The sequence below is a fragment of the Gillisia hiemivivida genome, assembly GCF_007997295.1.
Classification (GTDB): Bacteria; Bacteroidota; Bacteroidia; order Flavobacteriales; family Flavobacteriaceae; genus Gillisia; species Gillisia hiemivivida.
Genome location: NZ_VORY01000006.1, coordinates 159,589 through 179,554, shown reverse-complemented (window position 1 = coordinate 179,554; position 19,966 = coordinate 159,589). Strand labels below are relative to the sequence as shown.

Here is a 19,966-nt window from a genome sequence, read left to right as displayed (position 1 = left end):
CGATACTTTTGTTTTTTTAAATTTCGACTGTTTGAGTGCTTCACCTATATTCCAATCCAGATTTGATGCTTTACAGTGTTGTGTAGTGATACCAACCTATAACAACGAAAAGTCATTAGCTTCAGTTATACAGGATGTCTTGGTGTACACCAATAATATAATTATAGTTAATGATGGTTCTATAGATGACACCGTCAATATTTTAAGTCAATTTTCTCAACTGACTATTTTTAATAGTCCTACAAACAAAGGAAAAGGAACCGCGCTTAAGAAAGGCTTTGAATTAGCTGTAAAAGCTGGTTATAAATATACCATTACTATAGATTCAGATGGTCAGCATTATGCCGATGATCTTGATGTTTTTCTAACTGAGTTAGAGAAAAAAGGGAAAAATGATAGAGAACTATTGTTAGTAGGAGATCGCAACATGGGGCAAGATGGAATTCCTATGAAAAGTTCTACTGGGAATAAATTCTCTAACTTTTGGTATATGGTAGTTACCGGGAATCAATTACATGATACTCAAAGTGGCTATAGACTTTATCCTTTAGAAATAGTTAATAATATCCCTCTTTATACCAGAAAATTCGAGTTTGAGATTGAGGTGATCGTAAAAGCTGTCTGGCGAAAAGTAGAGGTAAAGAACATTCCTATAAAAGTTCTATATCAAGAAGGAGCAGACCGGGTTTCTCATTTTAGGCCTTTTGAAGATATTGTTAGAATCGTATTTTTATATATGTGGTTTGTATTGGTGAGTTTTCTATATATTCATCCTAGAAACAAATATCAAGATTTTAAGGACAAAGGCTTTAAAAAATTCTGGAATGAAGATGTTATAAAAAGTCAAGAACCTGCACATAAAAAAGCAGCAGCTATTGCACTTGGCGTATTTGTTGGGATTTCACCATTTTGGGGACTACATACTTTGTTAGTTTTTGTACTTGCAGCTAGCTTTAAATTAAATAAGGTAATTGCTTTTCTGTTTTCCAACATCAGTATTCCACCGCTTATACCAATAATCATTTACGCGAGTTATCAGGCAGGTTCTGTGGTCACAGGAAATGGGTATAATTTGGGATTGAGCTTATCTGATTTTGATTCTTCCACAGAAATATTCAATGGTTTATGGCAATATATTATAGGAAGTATGGCTTTGGCAGCATTCACCTCTTTAATACTGTGGATTGTCTTTTATTTCTTATTTTCGATGACTAATCTAAAACAGGTTATCAAGCCATAAATGTTCAACTTTAACCAGTATTTAAAGCAACATAAATATCTCGCGATATTTTCAGGAATCCTGATCTTATCCTTGTTATCTTTTTTGGCTTCTAAAATAAATTTAGAAGAAGATATTACCAGCCTTATTCCTGAAGGTGCGCAGCAGGATGTGCTTAAAAGAGTCTTGGATCAAACTGAATTTTCAGATAAAATTATCGTTACTATTTCCTCTACTTCAGGAAAAAGCTCTCCAGAGGAACTTACTAAATATGCACAACGCTTTATAGATACTATAAATTCTGATCTTCCGGAATATGTGAAAAATATTCAGGGAAAAGTACCAGAAGAAGGGATCTTGGAGATCTATGATTTTGTCTATAATAATTTGCCTTTATTCTTAAATAATTCAGATTATGAAGCAATAAATAATCGACTCGAATTAGATACTATTCAGCAACGATTAAAAGATGATTATAAAAGCATTATTTCTCCAACCGGTCTTGTAACCAAGGATTTTATTTTTAAAGATCCGCTTTCTTTCACGAATCTAGGTTTAAAAAAACTAGAAGAATTACAGGTAGGGGATGATTTCAAATTATATAATAGTTTTCTGCTAACAAAAGATGAAAAACATTTATTGTTATTTCTATCTCCAACTTTTCCATCTTCAGAAACAGATAAGAATACTGTTTTTATTGAAAAATTAAAAGAGATCCAAAACTCATTGAATGCTGAATATTCATTCGTGAATGCAGAGTTCTTTGGCGGAGTATTATATTCTGTAGCTAATGCAAACCAGATTAAAAAAGATATTAAATTAACTCTTGGTTTTGCTAGTGGTGTTCTATTACTGCTTTTAATTTTCTATTACAGAAGGATCTATATTCCACTGATATTATTTGTTCCTAGCATCATAGGTGCAATAACAGCCATTGCAGTTTTATATATATTCAAAGGAAGTATTTCGGCTATTTCAGTAGGAATTGGAGCTATTTTGTTGGGAATCAGTTTAGATTATGCCTTGCATATTCTCACGCACTATAAGAATAATAATGACCTCCCTCAATTATATAAAGATGTTACCGGGCCTATTTTAATGAGTAGCGGTACAACCGCAGTTGCATTTTTATGTCTGTTATTCGTGAAAAGTGAGGCTTTGAATGATCTGGGAATATTTGCTGCTGTAAGTGTTTTGGTAGCTTCTGTAGTTGCCCTCATACTTATCCCCATTTTGTATAGGGTCCCAAAGGGAAATGTAAATACAAAGGAGACTTTTATAGATAAAATTGCAGGAATAGCCTACCATAAAAAATCATTTCTGGTAATAGCGATCTTAGGCTTGTTTGTTTTTAGTCTTTTTTATTTTACAAAAGTTCAATTCAATAATGATCTTTCAGCAATTAATTTTGAACCAACAGAGATTAAACAAGCTGAAAAGCAAGTTCAGTCTATTGCCGGAAACGCAGCAAAATCCATCTATCTGGTAACCTATGGAAATACTACAGATGAAGCTCTTGAAGCCAATAATGAACTTTATGAGAAACTAAATATTCTTAAGGATTCTGGAAAAATTGAAGGTTTTAGTAGTATTGGGGGAGTGGTGCTTTCCACAAACACGCAACAAGAGAAAATTAATAAATGGAAAGATTTCTGGACTCAAGAGCGGCAAGAAAAACTTAAATCTACATTGATTACTGAATCTTCAGAATTCGGATTTAGACCAGAAAGTTTTGAAAGCCTGTATGATCAAATCTCTAAAGATTTTGACCCTATTTATCTAGAGGATTATAGGGAAACAAAGACCTTATATCTGGACGATTTTTTATCTTCTAAACAAGATCTTGCAACAGTAACTACTTCTATAAATTTAGATCCAGAAACTTCAGAAGAAATTCTATCAACTTTAAAGGAGTCTAAAAACGTGGTGGTAATAGATAGAAAGCAGTTAAATCAGAGTTTCTTAGGGAATTTAAAGAATGATTTTAATCAACTTATCAGCTATTCAATAATTGCTGTTTTTCTAATTCTTTTAATCTGCTATAGATCGTTTGTTTTAAGTTTTCTAACACTGCTACCCATAGGAATTACTTGGGTGATCGCTTTAGGAATGATGGCCTTCTTTAATATAGAATTCAATATTTTAAATATTATAATATCTACATTCATCTTTGGATTAGGTCTGGATTATAGCATTTTTATCACTAATGCATTTTTGAAGGAATATGAATTCGGAACCAAAGTGCTTAAAACCTACCGCACTTCCATATTGCTTTCAGTAATTACAACTTTGCTAGGGATTGGAGCATTATTCTTTGCTAAGCATCCTGCCTTGAGATCAATTTCAATCGTATCTATAATTGGGGTATTTTCGGCAGTCTCCGTTGCATTCATTTTGCAAGGTGCGATCTTTGATTTTCTGTTTATTCGACCTAGAGAAAAAGGTTTAGCTCCCTATACTGCATTAGGATTGGCTATTAATTTCAATAAGAATTCTACTAAGGATAAATTGTATTTCAAAAAAGAGATAATTGCTAATTATAGATATAAGAAGATATATAGATTGGTAAAAAAAGATTTTGAAAAGAATAAAGATCGCTATCTTAAAGTTGCTGAATTTTTTGACAATGAAAATATTCTTCATTTTTATTCAGATTTTGGATTATTGTCAATTTATCTGCATTTTAAGAATCCTGAAAATTTAGTGACCGGCTTAGAATTAGATCTTGAAAAACTTCAAATTGCAAACAATTGTTACGCAGCTCAATCTGAAAAATTAAACTTTGAAAACGAACTCCCTGAGAATTTCTCTGAATTCAAGTCGATTGTGATCTGCAAATCTTCCAATAAATTATTTGAAAAAGAGATCCATAAATTAGTTGCTAAACAAGTTGAAAAAGTGATAATTTTAGATAAAGATTACGCATATCAATGGATCGTAGACTCAAATTTTGAGATTCATTATCGCCAAAATGGAGTGATCTTGCTTCAAAGAATGGTTTAAAAGCCGAAAAATGAAACTGATTATAATTCGCTTAGGGGCTTTTCTTTTCATTATTCTTCTACAATTCTCTTGTGGGATTAATAGAAATATGCAGAATAGGCCTGATATTTCCGGGATAGAAAATATAGACACCCTACGAACAAAGCATAATGACAGTCTTTATACTATTGGAAATAATATCCTTTTAAAGAACAAATATGGAATCTGGGAATTATATATAGAAGGAGATGCTTTGGAAAGAGGGATTATAAATGGTTCTCTTACCCGCGAGTTGATACATAAGCAAGAGACTGCTTTTATGACCAGGATAGAATCACTGGTTCCCTCTACTGGTTATCAGAAATTTTTATCCAAAACAATTGGCTGGTTTAACCGGAAGATCTATCTACATGTCCCAGAGGAGTACAAACAAGAGATTTACGGGATCTCAAGATTCGCATTACCCAAATACAATTCTTTTGCTCCCGCTTATGTGCGAATGCTTTATTTACATGGAGCTCACGATATTGGACATGCATTACAAGATTTAATGCTAGTTGGTTGCACCTCTTTTGCTGCTTGGGATTCTAAAACCGAAGATGGAGATTTATTATTAGGTAGAAATTTCGATTTTTATGCGGGTGATGAATTTGCTGAAGAAAAAATAGTAGCCTTTGTAAACCCAGAGGCAGGTCATAAATTTATGATGTATACCTGGGGAGGAATGATAGGAGTGGTAAGCGGAATGAACGAAAAAGGGCTCACTGTTACTATAAATGCTGGGAAATCTAAAATCCCACTTATTGCAAAAACACCAATTTCACTTGTGGCTAGAGAGATCTTGCAATATGCAGAAAATACTGAGGAGGCCATTGCAATAGCTCAAAAAAGAGAAGTTTTTGTATCTGAATCTATTATGATTGGTAGCGCTTCAGAAAATAAAGCAATTTTAATTGAAGTATCCCCGGATAATTTTGGAGTATTTGAAGTTCCAAATTCAGATCAGCTTATATGTAGTAATCATTTTCAGAGTGAAGTGTTTAAAGACGATAGAAGAAATTCTGAATCAATTTTAGAAAGTCATACACAATATAGATATGATAGAATGAAGGAGTTACTGGCTACTAATAACTCTTTGAATCCAGAAAAGGCTGCAGCGATATTGAGAAATAAAGAAGGTCTTGAAGGCGTAGATTTGGGCTTTGGAAATGAAAAAGCAATCAACCAGCTTCTTGCGCATCATGGAATTATTTTTAAACCTGAAGAAAGAAAAGTATGGGTAAGCGCAAATCCTTATCAGTTAGGAGCTTTCTTAGCTTACGATCTTGATAATGCTTTCGAAATCTTTGAAAAGGGTTCTAATCTGAAAAGTGTGATGAATGCTTCGGAAACCATTCCTGCAGATGAATTTATTTATTCTGAAGAGTTTAGAGATTATGAAGAATATAGGGTTTTATATAGTAAACTTCATGAGCTGGTTTCACATCAAAAACTTGTAAAAACTGAAGATATCGAAAAATTGATTCAGCTAAATCCAAATTATTGGAAAGGATTTGCCTTGGCTGGGGATTATTATTTTCAACAAAAAAAATATAAAAAAGCAATTATATATTTTAAACAAGCTAAAATGAGGGAAGTTACTAGCTTAACCGACCTTAATTATCTTGAAAAAATGATTGCTAAAAGCACTCGTAAATTATAAAATATGACTCCCATTCAAACTTCCTCTATAGAGAAAATTGCAAGAATACAATGGTTAGAATTACAAAAGCAGTTGCTATATCTTCAAAAGAATTCTAAATTCTACAAGCAGCTTTTTAAAGTGCATGCTATAGATGTGAGTGAAATTAAAACAGAAGCCGATCTAAAGCGTATCCCGGTTACAACTAAGGAAGATCTTCAGCAATTTAATGAGGATTTCCTGTGTGTTCCCAGTGAAGATGTTATAGATTATGTTACTACCTCTGGCACTTTAGGGAATCCTGTAAATTTCTTATTAAATGAAGCTGATCTGGAAAGGCTAGCAATAAATGAAATGCAATCTTTTAAAATTGCAGGTATTTTAAAAGGAGATAAAGTTCAAATTACTACTACGTTGGACAGAAGGTTTATTGCAGGTATGGCTTATTTCTTAGGTTTAAGGAAGCTTGGTGCAGGAATTATTAGAACTGGAAGTGGATTACCACATTTACAATGGGATTCTATAGAGCGCTTTAAACCGAATTATTTGGTAGCAGTACCTTCATTTTTATTGAAAATGATAGAATACGCAGTGTCGAATGGAATAGATTATAAGAAATCATCTATAAAAGCGGCTATTTGTATAGGAGAACCTCTAAGAGATCAGAATTTTGAATTGAATGCTTTGGGCAGAAAGATCACTGAGCTTTGGGATATAGAATTATTCTCTACCTACGCATCTACAGAAATGGCTACAGCCTTTACGGAATGTGAACATCATACAGGAAATCATATTCAACCTGAATTAGTTTATACAGAGGTTTTAGATGAAGCTGGAAATCCTGTAAAAATCGGAGAAATAGGGGAGTTGGTAGTTACCACGTTACAAGTACAAACTATGCCGCTCTTGCGTTTTGCGACAGGAGATATGGTGAGTTATATTAACGAAATATGTAAATGTGGTAGAAATACAATGCGATTAAGCCCTGTTTTGGGAAGAAAGAAACAGCATATAAAATATAAAGGCACTAGCCTATACCCGCAGCATATTATAGATGTAATTGTAGAATTTAATACTATTTCCAATTTTGTAGTCATTGTACAAAAAGATGAAACTGAGATGGATCTATTGCTCGTAAAAATTTCTAATTCATTATCTGAATTGGAACAAGAGCAGCTAAATCAACATTTTCAAACCCGATTGCATGTGATTCCTAAAATTGAAATGGTGAGTGACACTGAAATAAACAGTTTAAAGAACCCAACGGGAAGTAGGAAACCTGTGTTATTTCTTGATTTGAGAGGTTAGGAATTTGATTACGTCATCCTGAATTTATTTCAGGATCTTTATTTAAGGACTATGCAAAAAATAGAAGATGAAACGAGTTCAGCTTGACGATAGCTTGTCATCCCGACGCGAGGAGGGATCTCTTTTTAAGTTGGATTTTGCTTCGTTGAGATTCTTCGCTCCACTGCGTTGCACTCTGAATGAAATGGTGTTGTCATCCCGACTTGAGGAGGGATCTCTTATTAAGTTGGATTTTGCTTCGTTGAGATTCTTCGCTTCACTGCGTTGCGCTCTGAATGACAAATCGCACTATCACGTCATCCTGAGACCTGTGATAAAAAAAATTATCTAGCGGAGGTTTTGACATATGATTGTTCCTAGTAGGTTTATCTTCTTAAGAAATTCTTTTTTGCAAGTGTAGTAGTTCCACTGCGTAAAATTTTCGAAGCCTTGGAGAAAATTTAGCCGTGGAAGTACGGTTCTAATTATGCGGTAGCATAATTGGAAACACCTACAAAAAAGTGTCCTTTTTTTGGTTCGTTTTTTTGGACACGCAAAAAAATGAACAATCTTAAAAATTAAACAGATCTTTACCGACCAGAGGGAGTGTATTCCAGATTCTTGGAATTACGTCAATGGTAATTTATTTCAGGATCTTAATGTGAATGACTATTAAATAAAATAGAAGCTGAAACGAGTTCAGCTTGACGATCCCTTGTCATCCCGACGAGAGGAGGGATCTCTTATTGAGTTGGATTTTGCTTCGTTGAGATTCTTCGCTCCACTGCGTTGCGCTCTGAATGACAAATCGCACTATTACGTCATCTTGAATTTATTTCAGGATCTCATGGTGAATGACTATTAAATAAAATAGAAGCTGAAACAAGTTCAGCTTGACGATAGCTTGTTATCCCGACCTGAGGAGGGATCTCTTTTTAAGTTGAATTTTACTTCATTGAGATTCTTCGCTTCACTGCGTTGCGCTCTGAATGACAAATCGCACTATCACGTCATCCTGAATTTATTTCAGGATCTTAATGTGAATAACTATTAAATAAAACTGAAGCTGAAACGAGTTCAGCTTGACGATAGCTTGTCATCCCGACGCGAGGAGGGATGTCTAAGATCCCTTGAGATTATTAACTTTTCTACAAACCACAACAATTTTATCGTTGTTAAGATCGGTTGTGAAAAAGAGATAATCATTTCCACCATCTTCAATCTTCAATTCTTTTCTAATTTCATTTACAGATTTAGGGAAATTTCTCGTAGTAATATTTGCCTTTTTTAATTTTAGAGATCTTTTTAAAGCTTTCTTATTATATGGTATAATGTCTATGATCTCGAAACTTCTCCCTGGAAAAGGCTGCAATTCTTCAGAAGTAAATAAATGGGAATTAGATTGTAGTTTATAGGTATTGGTTTCAGAAGATAAGGCACTAAAAAGCTTACTTTTCATGATCGCCGGATTTGGCTCATAAAGAAAATTCAATGGGAGGCTATATGCTGATGGTCCGGATTCTTCATCTAAAAGTGCTTCAAAACACTGAGTTTCTTTGTTGGATATATTGATGGTTTTGATTTTTATCTTCTTCGAAATATTTCTATTCAATACCCACAATAACTCCTTAACCTCATTATTTACTGATACGATATGAATTTCCACTACTTTCCTCAATTCAGAAATTCCGGCAGAAAGATCTAATAGAGGAGAAGACTTTATTAAGATACTATCTGATTTTTGAAATAGTAGTTTTAAATTCTCAGGGACATTGGGCGTGCATTGTTCTAAAAGAAATACTTTTCCTCCATAGTCGTCTCTTCTGGCTGGATCCAAATAGATCCAATCTACTTTTTCGTCTAGTTCTGCTAAAATCTTTAATCCATCGCCATTATGTGATTTGATATTTAAAGCTCCGAGGGTCTTAAAATTATGTGCTGCTAAATGAGAGAGTTCTTTATTAAGCTCGCAATAAATCACTTTCTCAAATTTCTTCGAAAAATAATAATCGTCTATCCCAAAACCGCCCGTAAGATCTATTAAAGTACTACCGTTAATTAGTTCGCTCTTATATTTTGCTGTGATTTCTGAAGACGTTTGCTCTAAATTCAAATTAGGAGGATAGAGAATGTCCTGATTTTTAAACCATGTAGGCAATTTGTTTTTGGCCTTTTTTAATCCAGAGATCTGTGTTGCAATTTCTTGAATGCTAACATCTGGAAAAGGGGAGCCTTTTAAAATAAGTTTAGTAAGGGCCTCGTGCAGATGTTCCTTAATAAACTTTTGGACTTCTGGATGTAAAAGTGCTTTGTTCAAGCTAAGTGGGTTTAAAGATCTCTAGTAAGTCTTTTAACGATTTTATATTCGCTCAAAGATTCTTTAGCGATCACTTTTAAGGCAGTATAAAAAGGAATTGCTACTACCATTCCAATGATTCCAAATAAAAGCCCTGAAATAAGGATAATAAGAAATATCTCTAAGGGATGCGATCTTACACTGGCACCAAAGATTAACGGCTGACTTATTAAATTGTCTATCAATTGAGAAATGGAATAACCCATCATTACAAAAATTAGTTTAGGTAAGATTACCACCTGAAAATCTGCACCAAGATTACTGGAAATAACGAACAATGCCATTAGCATACCAGCAAAAATAGGACCTAAATAGGGAACTAAATTCAAAAAGGCACATATAAATGCAATTGCCAAGGGATTATTTATTTCATAAATACTTAGCAATATAAAGTACAGAACAAACAAAACAAACACTTGCATAGTAAGCCCTACAAAATACCTAGAAAGTAATATCTTGATCTTATTAAATACTCTCTGAAATTTATCTTCCTCTCCTTTATTAGCAAAAACCAAAATACTATTCAGCATCAATTTACTATCCTTTAATAGGAAAAATGAAATGAACATAATGGAAAAAACGGCTATCAATGTGGCACCTAAAATTCCGAAAACACTATTTAAGAACTTTGGAATAAGATTCACATCAAAACTCTGAGCAAGCTCACTTTTCTTTAAGCTTTCCATCAAATTAATGTCTTCAACTCCCAGATAATCATTGATCTGCTCGTTCATTAAATTGATATCCTTCTTAAATGCCTCAACGTCTATCTGTCCTAAATGATGACTTTGTTCAATTACAATAGGAACAAAAACTAGGATTATTCCAATGAATATAGCTAAAACAAAAAGCAGCACAATTATAACAGCTGCCAAATTTGGCACCTTAAGCCATGATCTTAAAAAGATAACGACTGGTCTTCCTATCAAAGAAATTACTCCTGCAATAGCTATGTAAACTAGTACAGATTGGATTTTAAATAGAAAGAATAAAAGAAGAAAGATCCCTAATAGAATCCCTAAAGCTCTTAATATCCCGTAAGAAAATGTTTTTGCGTTCACAGGGTAAAGATATTATTTCTGACGAAAGGTAAGAAAGGTTTTTGAAAATTCGTACAAAGCAATTCCAGTTGCCTGAGAAACGTTCATACTACTGTTGTTTCCAAACATAGGAATATGAACTTTAGTTTGAACAGTATCTAGAACCAGTTGACTAATTCCATGTCTTTCATTTCCCACAATGAGTAAGATCTTTGAATCATTTTTTAGGATTAATGCATCTAAAGCCAAACTATCTGATGTAATTTCCAGAGCGACAGGTTCATAACCCTTGGATTTATAACTTTCAATTGTTTCTATTATATTCTCGGTATGATCAAAATCTACTCTTTCAAAAGTACCTCTTGCGGTTCTTCGGAGTCTGTTACTTTTTAAATTGATTGGAGTTCCCGAAAAAATTATTTGTTCAATATTAAAAGCATCAGCAAGTCTAAATAAGCTTCCTATATTGGCTTCACCCATGATATTATCTGTAAGAATAATAACAGGAAATTTATTTTCAGATTCAGAATGCTTGGAATGATCTAGTTGTAAGCTCAATTTTCAAAAACATATTTAATAATATTTGCTCCCATTTGTAAGGCTTTCAAACGCACTTCTGGCGGATCGTTGTGCACAGCAGGATCTTCCCAGCCATCACCAAGATCACTTTCAAAAGTAAAAAGTAAGATGAGCCTTTCATTGTCAAATAAGCCCAAAGCTTGGGGTCCCAAACCATCATGCTCATGAATCTTAGGCAAACCGTTTGGAAAGTTATAAGCACTGCTAAAAATAGGATGAGTAGCTGGTAATTCCTGTAGCTCCTTATTAGGAAATATCTTTTTTAATTCAGCTCTTATAAATTTATTCATCCCATAATTATCATCTATATGAAGAAATCCTCCTCCTAATAAATAAGTTCTAAGATTTTTCGCCTCTTCATTGCTAAAAAACACATTTCCATGACCCGTCATATGGATAAATGGATATTGAAAGATTGCAATACTTCCGGGCGTAACAGTTTCTACCTTATTTTTAAATGCAGTATTAATATTTTGATTGCAAAATTTTATAAGATTGGGTAATGCCGTTGGGTTTGCATACCAATCTCCACCTCCTTGATATTTCAATAAGGCAATTTCCTGAGCAGTCATAGAGAGACTAAACATAGAAAATAGGATTATGGCAGCAACTTGTTTCATTTGAATTTATTCTTCGTTGAACAACGCTACGGTATGGCAAGCAACGATCGCAGCGGTTTCTGTTCTTAATCTTGTGTTCCCTAAACTTACGGGATTCCACTCATTTTCTTTTGCTAAAACTATTTCTTCTGAAGAAAAATCTCCCTCAGGACCTATTAAAATAATAGATTTTTCACCCAGTTCTAAACAATTTTGCAATGATTTTTTATCTATTTCATCTTCGCAGTGCGCTATGAATTTGCTTCCCTCAGGAGTATCGGTCACAAACTCAGAGAATCTTACCGGTTGATTGAGTTTAGGTAAAGTGAAATGCAAAGATTGCTTCATTGCACTTTGTAAGACTCTTTCAAAACGATCCAATTTAACCACTTTACGTTCGCTATGGTCACATATAATTGGTGTGATCTCCATAACCCCAATCTCAGTTGCTTTTTCCAAGAACCACTCGTAACGGTCGTTCATTTTTGTGGGTGCAACAGCCATATGTAAATAATACTTAGGTTTTTCTTCCTTTTGGACCTCTATTACTTTTGCAATGCACTGTTGTGCCGTGATCAAAGTTAATTCAGAAATAAACAAAAAACCTTTTCCGTTGGTCACGTGCAAAAGATCACCTTCCTTTTTGCGCAAAACCTTTACTATATGTTTGCTTTCCTCTCGTGGAAAAATAATTTGTTGAGCCTGTTCTTCTATATCTGGGTGATAAAATAACTGCATCTTCTTAAATTTTATATCGCGGTTGTGCGGTTACCGAAAGATCTGTAAAATCTTTTGCTAAATACTTATAATAACCAACAATTCCAATCATTGCTGCATTATCTGTTGTGTATTCAAATTTTGGCACATAGGTTTTCCAGCCGTACTTGCCTTCCGCTTCATTTAAGGCTTTTCGAATCCCGCTGTTCGCAGACACCCCGCCACCAATCGCAATTTGATTGATCCCTGTTTCTTTCACTGCTTTTTTTAGCTTATCCATTAAAATATTTACAATGGTATATTGAATAGATGCGCAGATATCATTTCTATTTTCTTCAATAAAATTCGGATTCTCCTTTACCTGTTTCTGAATAAAATAAAGAATAGCAGTCTTTAATCCACTGAAACTAAAATCTAAGCCACCTACTTTTGGCTTGGTGAATTTATAAGATTTAGGGTCTCCAAGCTGCGCATATTTATCTATAAGAGGCCCACCGGGATAGGGCAGCCCCATGATCTTTGCACTTTTATCGTAAGCTTCTCCCACAGCATCATCTATGGTTTGACCAATCACTTCCATTTCAAAATGACTAGTCACTTTTACAATTTGAGTATGGCCACCACTTATAGTAAGTGCCAGAAAAGGAAATTCTGGAGTTTTAAAATTCTGCTCCTTTATAAAATGTGCTAAAATATGCGCTTGCATATGGTTGACTTCTATTAAAGGAATGTTAAGACCTAAGGCCAAAGATTTCGCAAAAGAAGTTCCAACTAGGAGCGAACCCATTAAACCAGGTCCTTTGGTAAAGGCAATTGCAGATATGTCTTTTTTGTCGATATTTGCCTCAGCAATCGCCTGATGAATTACAGGAACAATATTTTGTTGATGTGCTCTAGACGCGAGTTCTGGGACAACACCACCATATTTTTGATGCACCTCTTGGGTAGCAACAATATTGGACAATAAAGTATCGTTTTTTAGTATAGCGGCGGCTGTATCATCACAAGAAGATTCTATAGCCAGAATGTATATATTTTGGGAAGCCATTAAGAAAAGTTAGGCATATTAATTGTTAATATTGTTTACAAAGTTAAAACATAAAAGCATATCAAAAAACTCTTGAAAATACTAATTAGAGCAGTAGTAGCTCTGCTGTTGTTTTTCGTTTTTTTATTGATTTTATTTTCTATCCCTGCCGTACAAACTTCGGTGGCTAAAAGGATAACAAATTCTATACAAGAACGTACAGATATTGATGTGTCCGTTGGAAGAGTAAGCCTCTCGTACTTTGGAAAAGTAAAACTAAACGAGGTTCTGGTAAAAGACCACCACGCGAATACCTTGATTGATATACAGGAGTTTAGAACTTCTATCCTTGGTGTTTCTAATCTTATAGCCAATAATCCTAGTTTAGGAAGTTCTACTGCAGAAGGCTTCATTTTTAAGATGAAACGCTATAAAGGAGAAGACTCAGATAACCTTAGTATCCTACTGGATAAATTGAAAACCGAGCCTACTGGAGAGCCAAAACAATTCACCCTAAAGGTTAGGGATATTTTTATTTCTGAAGGTTATTACAGTTATGTAGATGAAAACATCACCAATCCGGAAGTGATTGTTTTAGATAAACTAGAGCTTCAAGCGGAATATCTTGATGTAGTAGATCGAGATTTTAAAGTGAGCATAAATTCTTTAAAAGCCGAAGAAGGTCGGGGAATAGATATCCGGGACTTACAAACGGATTTTTCGTATTCTCCAACAAAGATGAATTTAGATTCTTTTTTGCTGATAACCCCATATTCTAGATTAGATGGTTCTATTGAGATGAACTATAAACTTGAGGATTTCTCAGATTTTCTAAATAAAGTGGAACTTAAAGCTTCTTTTAAAGATTCGAATCTTTCCACTAACGATCTGGTCAATTTTTATGCTCCTTTTGGAAGCAATCAAAATATACAGTTATCTACAGATCTAGAAGGGACATTGAATGATTTCGATCTAAAAAACTTAGATCTCAAAGGGATGGACCGGAGCCGAATTGATGGTTTTATAAATCTTAAGGGAGCATTTTCTGAAGAGATGAATGATTTTGTGCTTACCGGAGATTTTAATGAGTTAGCTTCTAATTATTACGATCTCGTCAATCTTTTACCTACAATTTTAAAAGATAAATTGCCCTTAACGCTTCGTGAGTTTGGTAATTTAAGTCTTGCGGGTAAAATGCTTGTAACAAAAAATTCTTTAGATGCCGATGTTCTAATAAATACTCAATTAGGTAGTGCAAAGGCAGATTTTGTAATGAATAATATAAGTAATAGTACAAATGTTAATTATAAAGGAAACCTTGTTTTTAATCAATTCAATATTGGAAGATTATTAGATAATAAAGATCTTGGAAAGACCAGTCTAAATCTTAATATAAACGGAAGTGGATTTACCCAAGAATCATTGAACACTCAAATTCGGGGGAAAATATCAAGATTGAATTTTAAGAATTATACCTACTCGGATATCAGCATCCTCGGGAATGTGAGAAATTCAGTATTTAACGGAAACTTTAATTCCAACGATCCTAATTTTAAGTTAGAATTCAATGGGCTGGTAGATATTTCTCAGAAAGTAAATGTATACGATTTTCAGGCATCTATAGCTTACGCAGATCTCAATGAGTTAAATCTAATTACTCGTGATAGTATTTCTGTATTAAAAGGAGATATCCTTATAAATATGCAGGGTAACACCTTAGATAATATTGCGGGAAAAGTCTTATTATTAAACACATCTTATCAAAATCAGAATGATCTATATTATTTTGATGATCTGGAAGTTAATTCCACCTTTGATGCTGAAGGTGTTAGAACCATTGCCGTAAATTCTCCAGATGTTCTTAATGGACAGGTTACCGGGAAATTTAAAGTTTCTGAAGTTGGGGCCTTAATAACTAACTCTATAGGAAGTATTTACACCAATTACAGACCTGATGTAATTACTACCGATCAATATTTAGAATTCGATTTCGATATCTATAATAAGATCGTAGAAGTATTCTTTCCAGAAGTGGCACTTGCTCCAAACACCTTTATACGTGGAAGAATAGAATCTGATGAATCTGAATTTAAGCTCACCTTTAAATCTCCCAAGATCGAAGCTTTTGGGAATATGATGAAGGATATCAATATTCAGGTAGATAATAATAACCCTATCTATAACACTTATGTGGAAGCAGATAGTGTTTCTACCAACTTCTATAATTTTTCAGAATTCAGTCTTATTAATGTAACCTTAAGGGATACTTTATTTATTCGTTCAGAATTACAGGGAGGAAAGAATAATAAGGATGTTTTCAATCTTAACTTTTATCATACTATCAACGAACAGAATAAATCTGTGGTTGGGATTCAACGATCTGATGTAAAGTTTAAAGAGAATCTTTGGTTTTTAAACGAGAATAATAATCGAAGCAACAAGATTGTTTTCGACAATAAATTTAATGATGTTGTTATAGATTCGTTGGTATTAAGTCATGAACAAGAATTCATTAGGTTAAATGGAAATTTAAGAGATAGCACATACAAAGATTTTAAAATAGCCTTCGAAAAGGTAGACGTTGGCAAGATCACACCAGATATAGATAGCTTGGATCTTGCTGGAACACTTAATGGAAAGTTGAATTTACTACAGGAAAAGGGCACCTATTATCCAAATACCTCTTTAACTATACAGGATCTTGCCGTAAATGATAACCTATTGGGTAATTTAAAACTGGACGTAGATGGTAAAGGCGACCTTACTTTTTATAATATAGATGCCACTTTGACAAATAAAGGTTTTGAATCCTTGAATGCTCAAGGAGGTATTAATGTAGGTAATAATCCAACGATAGATTTAGATGTGAATCTCAGGAAGTTCAATATGGCCGCATTTAGTGCTTTAGGTAGGGATGCGATAGATAATATTAGAGGTCTAGCATCTGGAGATGCAAAGGTGAGCGGTAATTATAAAAATCCAGATATTTCCGGAAAATTAACTTTGGAAAAGGCCGGACTGCGAGTTCCTTACTTAAATGTAGATCTAGATTTTAAAGAAAATGCTACTGTAAATCTCACCAAGCAACAATTTAATTTTGATGAGATTGAAGTTGTAGATACCAAATACAAAACTTCGGGAATTTTAGATGGAATCATTTCTCATAAGAACTTCAAAGAGTGGTTTTTAGACCTTAGTGTTACCAGTGACAGATTGCTGGTTTTAGATACTGAAGCTACTGAAGATGCTTTATATTATGGAACTGCATTTATAGATGGTTTTGCGAGCATAAAAGGTCCTACAGATGAGTTGGTAATAGATGTGAATGCCTCTACTGCAAAAGGAACTGTTTTTAAGATCCCATTAAACGATACCGAATCTATTGGAGATAACTCATATATCCACTTTTTGAGTCCTGAAGAAAAAGCATCACGTCTTGCAGGGATTCCTATTCAAATTCAGGAAGTAAAAGGTTTAGAATTAAATTTTGATCTGGATATTACCAATGATGCCGAAGTGGAAGTGGTGGTAGATCAAACCAGCGGAAGTACTTTACGAGGTCGTGGAGCAGGAAACTTATTGTTGGAGATTAATACCAATGGAAAGTTTAATATGTGGGGAGATTTTGTGGTTTACGAAGGGGTCTATAATTTTAAATATGCAGGCCTTGTACAAAAGGTATTCGAAGTACGTTCAGGAAGTAGTATTAACTGGGATGGGAATCCAACCCAAGCTCAGCTGGATGTGAGTGCGGTGTACGAAGTAAATGCTAACCCGGCAGTATTGCTGGAGAACCCATCAATTAACAGAAAGATCCCTGTAGAAGTAGTTATTTTATTACAAGGTCAAATAGCACAACCCGATATCACTTTTAATGTGGAATTTCCAAATGCCAGTTCTGTAGTACGTTCAGAATTAGAATATAGGATTAGTGATAGAGCAAGTAGAGAGCTGCAAGCATTGTTTTTAGTTACTCAAGGATCATTTTATAGTGAATTTGCTATAGGGCAGAATGCTATAACTGGAAACTTAGTAGAAAGAGCTTCATCTTTGGTGAATGATATTTTTGCCGATGAAGATGGAAAATTTCAAGTAGGTGTAAATTATGTACAAGGAGACCGTACACCAGATCAACAAACCGTTGATAGGTTTGGGTTAACCTTATCTACTCAAATAACCAATAGAGTACTTATAAATGGACAAGTTGGGGTTCCTGTTGGTGGAGTTACAGAATCTATAATTGTTGGGGATGTTGAAATTGAATTTTTACTGAATGAGGATGGTAGCTTGAGGGCTAAAGTTTTTAATAGGGAAAATAATATTCAGTTTATTGGTGAAGAAATTGGTTTTACTCAAGGAATAGGACTATCCTATTCTGTAGATTTTGATACTTTCAAAGAATTGATCAGAAAGATCATGAATAAAGAAATTGTAAAATCTGTTGAAGAAAAAGAGCAGGAGGAATCTGCAAAATCCCTAGCTCCAGATTATATAGTCTTTCCAAAACAATAAGATTTCACCTTCTATTTTATTATTTTTAGGTTAAATAAATATCCACTTTTTAACAGTTTCAATTATACTTTGTAATTTTAGGAATCAAAGAAGTATTTATGAGTAACACTATCAAGCGAATAGGGGTAATGACATCTGGGGGAGATTCCCCAGGAATGAATGCTGCAATTAGAGCCGTTGCCAGATCCTGTGCCTATTATAAAATACAATGTGTAGGATTTTATCGCGGATTTCAAGGAATGATAGACGGAGATTTCGTGGAAATGGACGCCCGAAGTGTGAAAAATATCATTTCCAGAGGTGGGACCATACTAAAGTCGGCGAGATCTAAAGAGTTTCTAACTCCTGAAGGGAGACAAAAAGCCGCCGATAATTTAAAAAAAGCTGATGTTGATGCAATGATTCTTATTGGAGGAGATGGAACTTTTAGAGGGGGAAAGATTTTTAGTGAAGAGCATAATATTCCTGTGATTGGTGTACCTGGAACCATCGATAATGACATTTTTGGGACCCATTACACCATTGGTTACGATACCGCTTTAAATACGGTAGTAGATGCAATAGATAAAATTAGGGATACGGCTAGTTCTCATAATAGATTGTTCTTTGTGGAAGTGATGGGCAGAGATGCCGGATTTATCGCATTGAATAGTGGAGTGGGAGCTGGAGCAGAAGAAATTTTGATCCCGGAAGAAAATCTTGGATTAGAGCGATTATTAGCTTCTTTAGAACGCAGCCGAAATTCAGGTAAAATGTCCAGCATAGTCGTGGTTTCTGAAGGTGATAAAATTGGAAAGAATGTCTTTGAATTAGCAGAATATGTAACAAAAAATCTTCCAGATTACGATTCTAAAGTTACCGTTTTAGGCCATATTCAACGTGGAGGAAGCCCAAGTTGTTTCGATAGGGTTTTGGCTAGTAGATTATGTGTAAAAGCAGTAGAACTCTTACTAGAAGGAAAAAGAGATTTGATGGTTGGTTTTGTGAATAACCAAATTGAATCCTGTACTTTAGAAAGTGCTCTAAAGGAAAAACATGATATAAATCTAGATCTCTTAAGAATTTCAGACATTTTATCTACTTAATCCCTCATTGAGGGTTTAATTCCCCGAGGCCTGCCCGAAACATTCAGGCGGGTTTGCCTCGAATTTTTAAAAGTATTTTCCTGCCGAACCATCGGGAAATACCTCGTGGGCTTGCCCAAAGTTCTTGATTATATTACCATTGCAATTATAGCCCATAACGGTATAAAGCGAGAAATGGTTCAGTTCTTAAATGAATACAAAGAGGTGCTTCATTCAAAACAAATCAACCATATAACCACTGGAACCACAGATGCCAGAACAGAAGCTGCGGGTTTCAAGGTCTAAAAATTATTATCTGCACCAATGGGTGGTGATGCGCAAATTGCCTCTAGAGTGGCAGAAGGACAAATTTATATGGTGATCTTTTTGGGGATCCTTTAGATAAGCATCCACATGAACCAGACATCTTTATGCTTATGAGATTGTGCGAAGTTCATAATATTCCGCTAGCCACTAATCCCGCCACCGCAAATTAATGATAAAAGCTATTTAGAAGCGATCACACTAATTTCAACATTTACAAATTTTGGAAGATTTGCTACTTCTACTGTTTCCCTTGCTGGAGCAGTTTCAGCGTTAAAATAACGAGCATAGACTTCATTTATCTGTGCGAAATTATTCATGTCGCTAATAAAGATCGAGGATTTCAAAACATTTTCGAAAGTCATTCCTGCTTCAGTAAGAATTGCTTTTAAATTCTCCATTACTAATTCAGTTTCAGCCTGAATAGAGGCTGTAACTAAGTTCCCCGTTTTTGGATCTATTGCAATTTGACCAGAGGTGTAAAGCATATCTCCATTTAAAACAGCTTGGTTATAAGGCCCAATTGGGGCAGGAGCATTGGAAGTCTTGATTATTTTTTTCATAATAAAATTATTTTAC

Annotated in this window: 13 protein-coding genes and 1 pseudogene; 7 read left to right on the top strand and 7 right to left on the bottom strand. The window is 34.3% G+C overall.

The window, feature by feature from the left end:
- The first annotated feature begins 31 nt into the window (after positions 1–31).
- The 4 genes from ES724_RS07890 to ES724_RS07875 are packed head-to-tail and all read left to right on the top strand — an operon-like array spanning position 32 to position 7,190.
- Complete coding sequence (locus ES724_RS07890) at positions 32–1,240, top strand: DUF2062 domain-containing protein (RefSeq protein WP_146931870.1); 1,209 nt, start codon at positions 32–34, stop codon at positions 1,238–1,240.
- Entirely contained in the window at positions 1,241–4,222 is a 2,982-nt protein-coding gene (locus tag ES724_RS07885; RefSeq protein WP_146931868.1) for an MMPL family transporter, read from the top strand.
- Positions 4,223–4,232: 10 nt separating this feature from the next.
- Positions 4,233–5,903, top strand: coding sequence for a C45 family peptidase (locus tag ES724_RS07880; RefSeq protein WP_146931866.1), 1,671 nt, complete (start codon positions 4,233–4,235; stop codon positions 5,901–5,903).
- Between the two features lie 3 nt (positions 5,904–5,906).
- Positions 5,907–7,190 (top strand): phenylacetate--CoA ligase family protein, encoded by a 1,284-nt coding sequence (locus tag ES724_RS07875; protein ID WP_146931864.1) that lies wholly within the window; start codon positions 5,907–5,909, stop codon positions 7,188–7,190.
- 1,099 nt (positions 7,191–8,289) lie between these two features.
- Here the strand turns inward: ES724_RS07875 and ES724_RS07870 are convergent.
- From ES724_RS07870 to tsaD, 6 genes are read right to left on the bottom strand one after another with little or no spacing between them, the layout of a single operon-like run.
- The gene (locus ES724_RS07870) at positions 8,290–9,486 is read right to left on the bottom strand and encodes a class I SAM-dependent methyltransferase (RefSeq protein ID WP_146931862.1); all 1,197 of its coding nucleotides are present in this window, start codon (positions 9,484–9,486) and stop codon (positions 8,290–8,292) included.
- 11 nt (positions 9,487–9,497) lie between these two features.
- Complete coding sequence (locus tag ES724_RS07865; RefSeq protein WP_146931860.1) at positions 9,498–10,586, bottom strand: AI-2E family transporter; 1,089 nt, start codon at positions 10,584–10,586, stop codon at positions 9,498–9,500.
- A 12-nt stretch (positions 10,587–10,598) separates the two neighbouring features.
- Complete coding sequence (locus tag ES724_RS07860) at positions 10,599–11,123, bottom strand: TrmH family RNA methyltransferase (protein WP_146931858.1); 525 nt, start codon at positions 11,121–11,123, stop codon at positions 10,599–10,601.
- Entirely contained in the window at positions 11,120–11,764 is a 645-nt protein-coding gene (locus tag ES724_RS07855) for a DUF4159 domain-containing protein (RefSeq protein ID WP_146931856.1), read from the bottom strand. The genes ES724_RS07860 and ES724_RS07855 overlap by 4 nt, the downstream gene beginning before the upstream one ends.
- A gap of 6 nt (positions 11,765–11,770) precedes the next feature.
- Positions 11,771–12,481, bottom strand: coding sequence for a 16S rRNA (uracil(1498)-N(3))-methyltransferase (locus ES724_RS07850; protein WP_146931854.1), 711 nt, complete (start codon positions 12,479–12,481; stop codon positions 11,771–11,773).
- A gap of 4 nt (positions 12,482–12,485) precedes the next feature.
- Positions 12,486–13,508: a tRNA (adenosine(37)-N6)-threonylcarbamoyltransferase complex transferase subunit TsaD gene (gene tsaD / locus ES724_RS07845; RefSeq protein WP_146931852.1), complete on the bottom strand. Its 1,023-nt coding sequence runs from the start codon at positions 13,506–13,508 to the stop codon at positions 12,486–12,488.
- 72 nt (positions 13,509–13,580) lie between these two features.
- On the opposite strand from tsaD, the gene ES724_RS07840 reads away from it, so the two are divergent.
- From ES724_RS07840 to ES724_RS07830, 3 genes and pseudogenes are all read left to right on the top strand, one after another.
- The gene (locus ES724_RS07840; protein WP_246136842.1) at positions 13,581–17,999 is read left to right on the top strand and encodes a translocation/assembly module TamB domain-containing protein; all 4,419 of its coding nucleotides are present in this window, start codon (positions 13,581–13,583) and stop codon (positions 17,997–17,999) included.
- A 98-nt stretch (positions 18,000–18,097) separates the two neighbouring features.
- Positions 18,098–19,084 carry a 6-phosphofructokinase gene (gene pfkA / locus ES724_RS07835; RefSeq protein ID WP_146931849.1) on the top strand — a complete coding sequence of 329 codons (987 nt, stop codon included), beginning with the start codon at positions 18,098–18,100 and terminating at the stop codon, positions 19,082–19,084.
- 132 nt (positions 19,085–19,216) lie between these two features.
- Positions 19,217–19,560, top strand: a pseudogene (locus ES724_RS07830) (methylglyoxal synthase).
- A gap of 9 nt (positions 19,561–19,569) precedes the next feature.
- On the opposite strand, the gene ES724_RS07825 reads toward ES724_RS07830, so the two are convergent.
- Positions 19,570–19,950, bottom strand: a complete 381-nt coding sequence (locus tag ES724_RS07825) for a RidA family protein (RefSeq protein ID WP_146931846.1) — start codon at positions 19,948–19,950, stop codon at positions 19,570–19,572.
- Positions 19,951–19,966 lie beyond the last annotated feature (16 nt).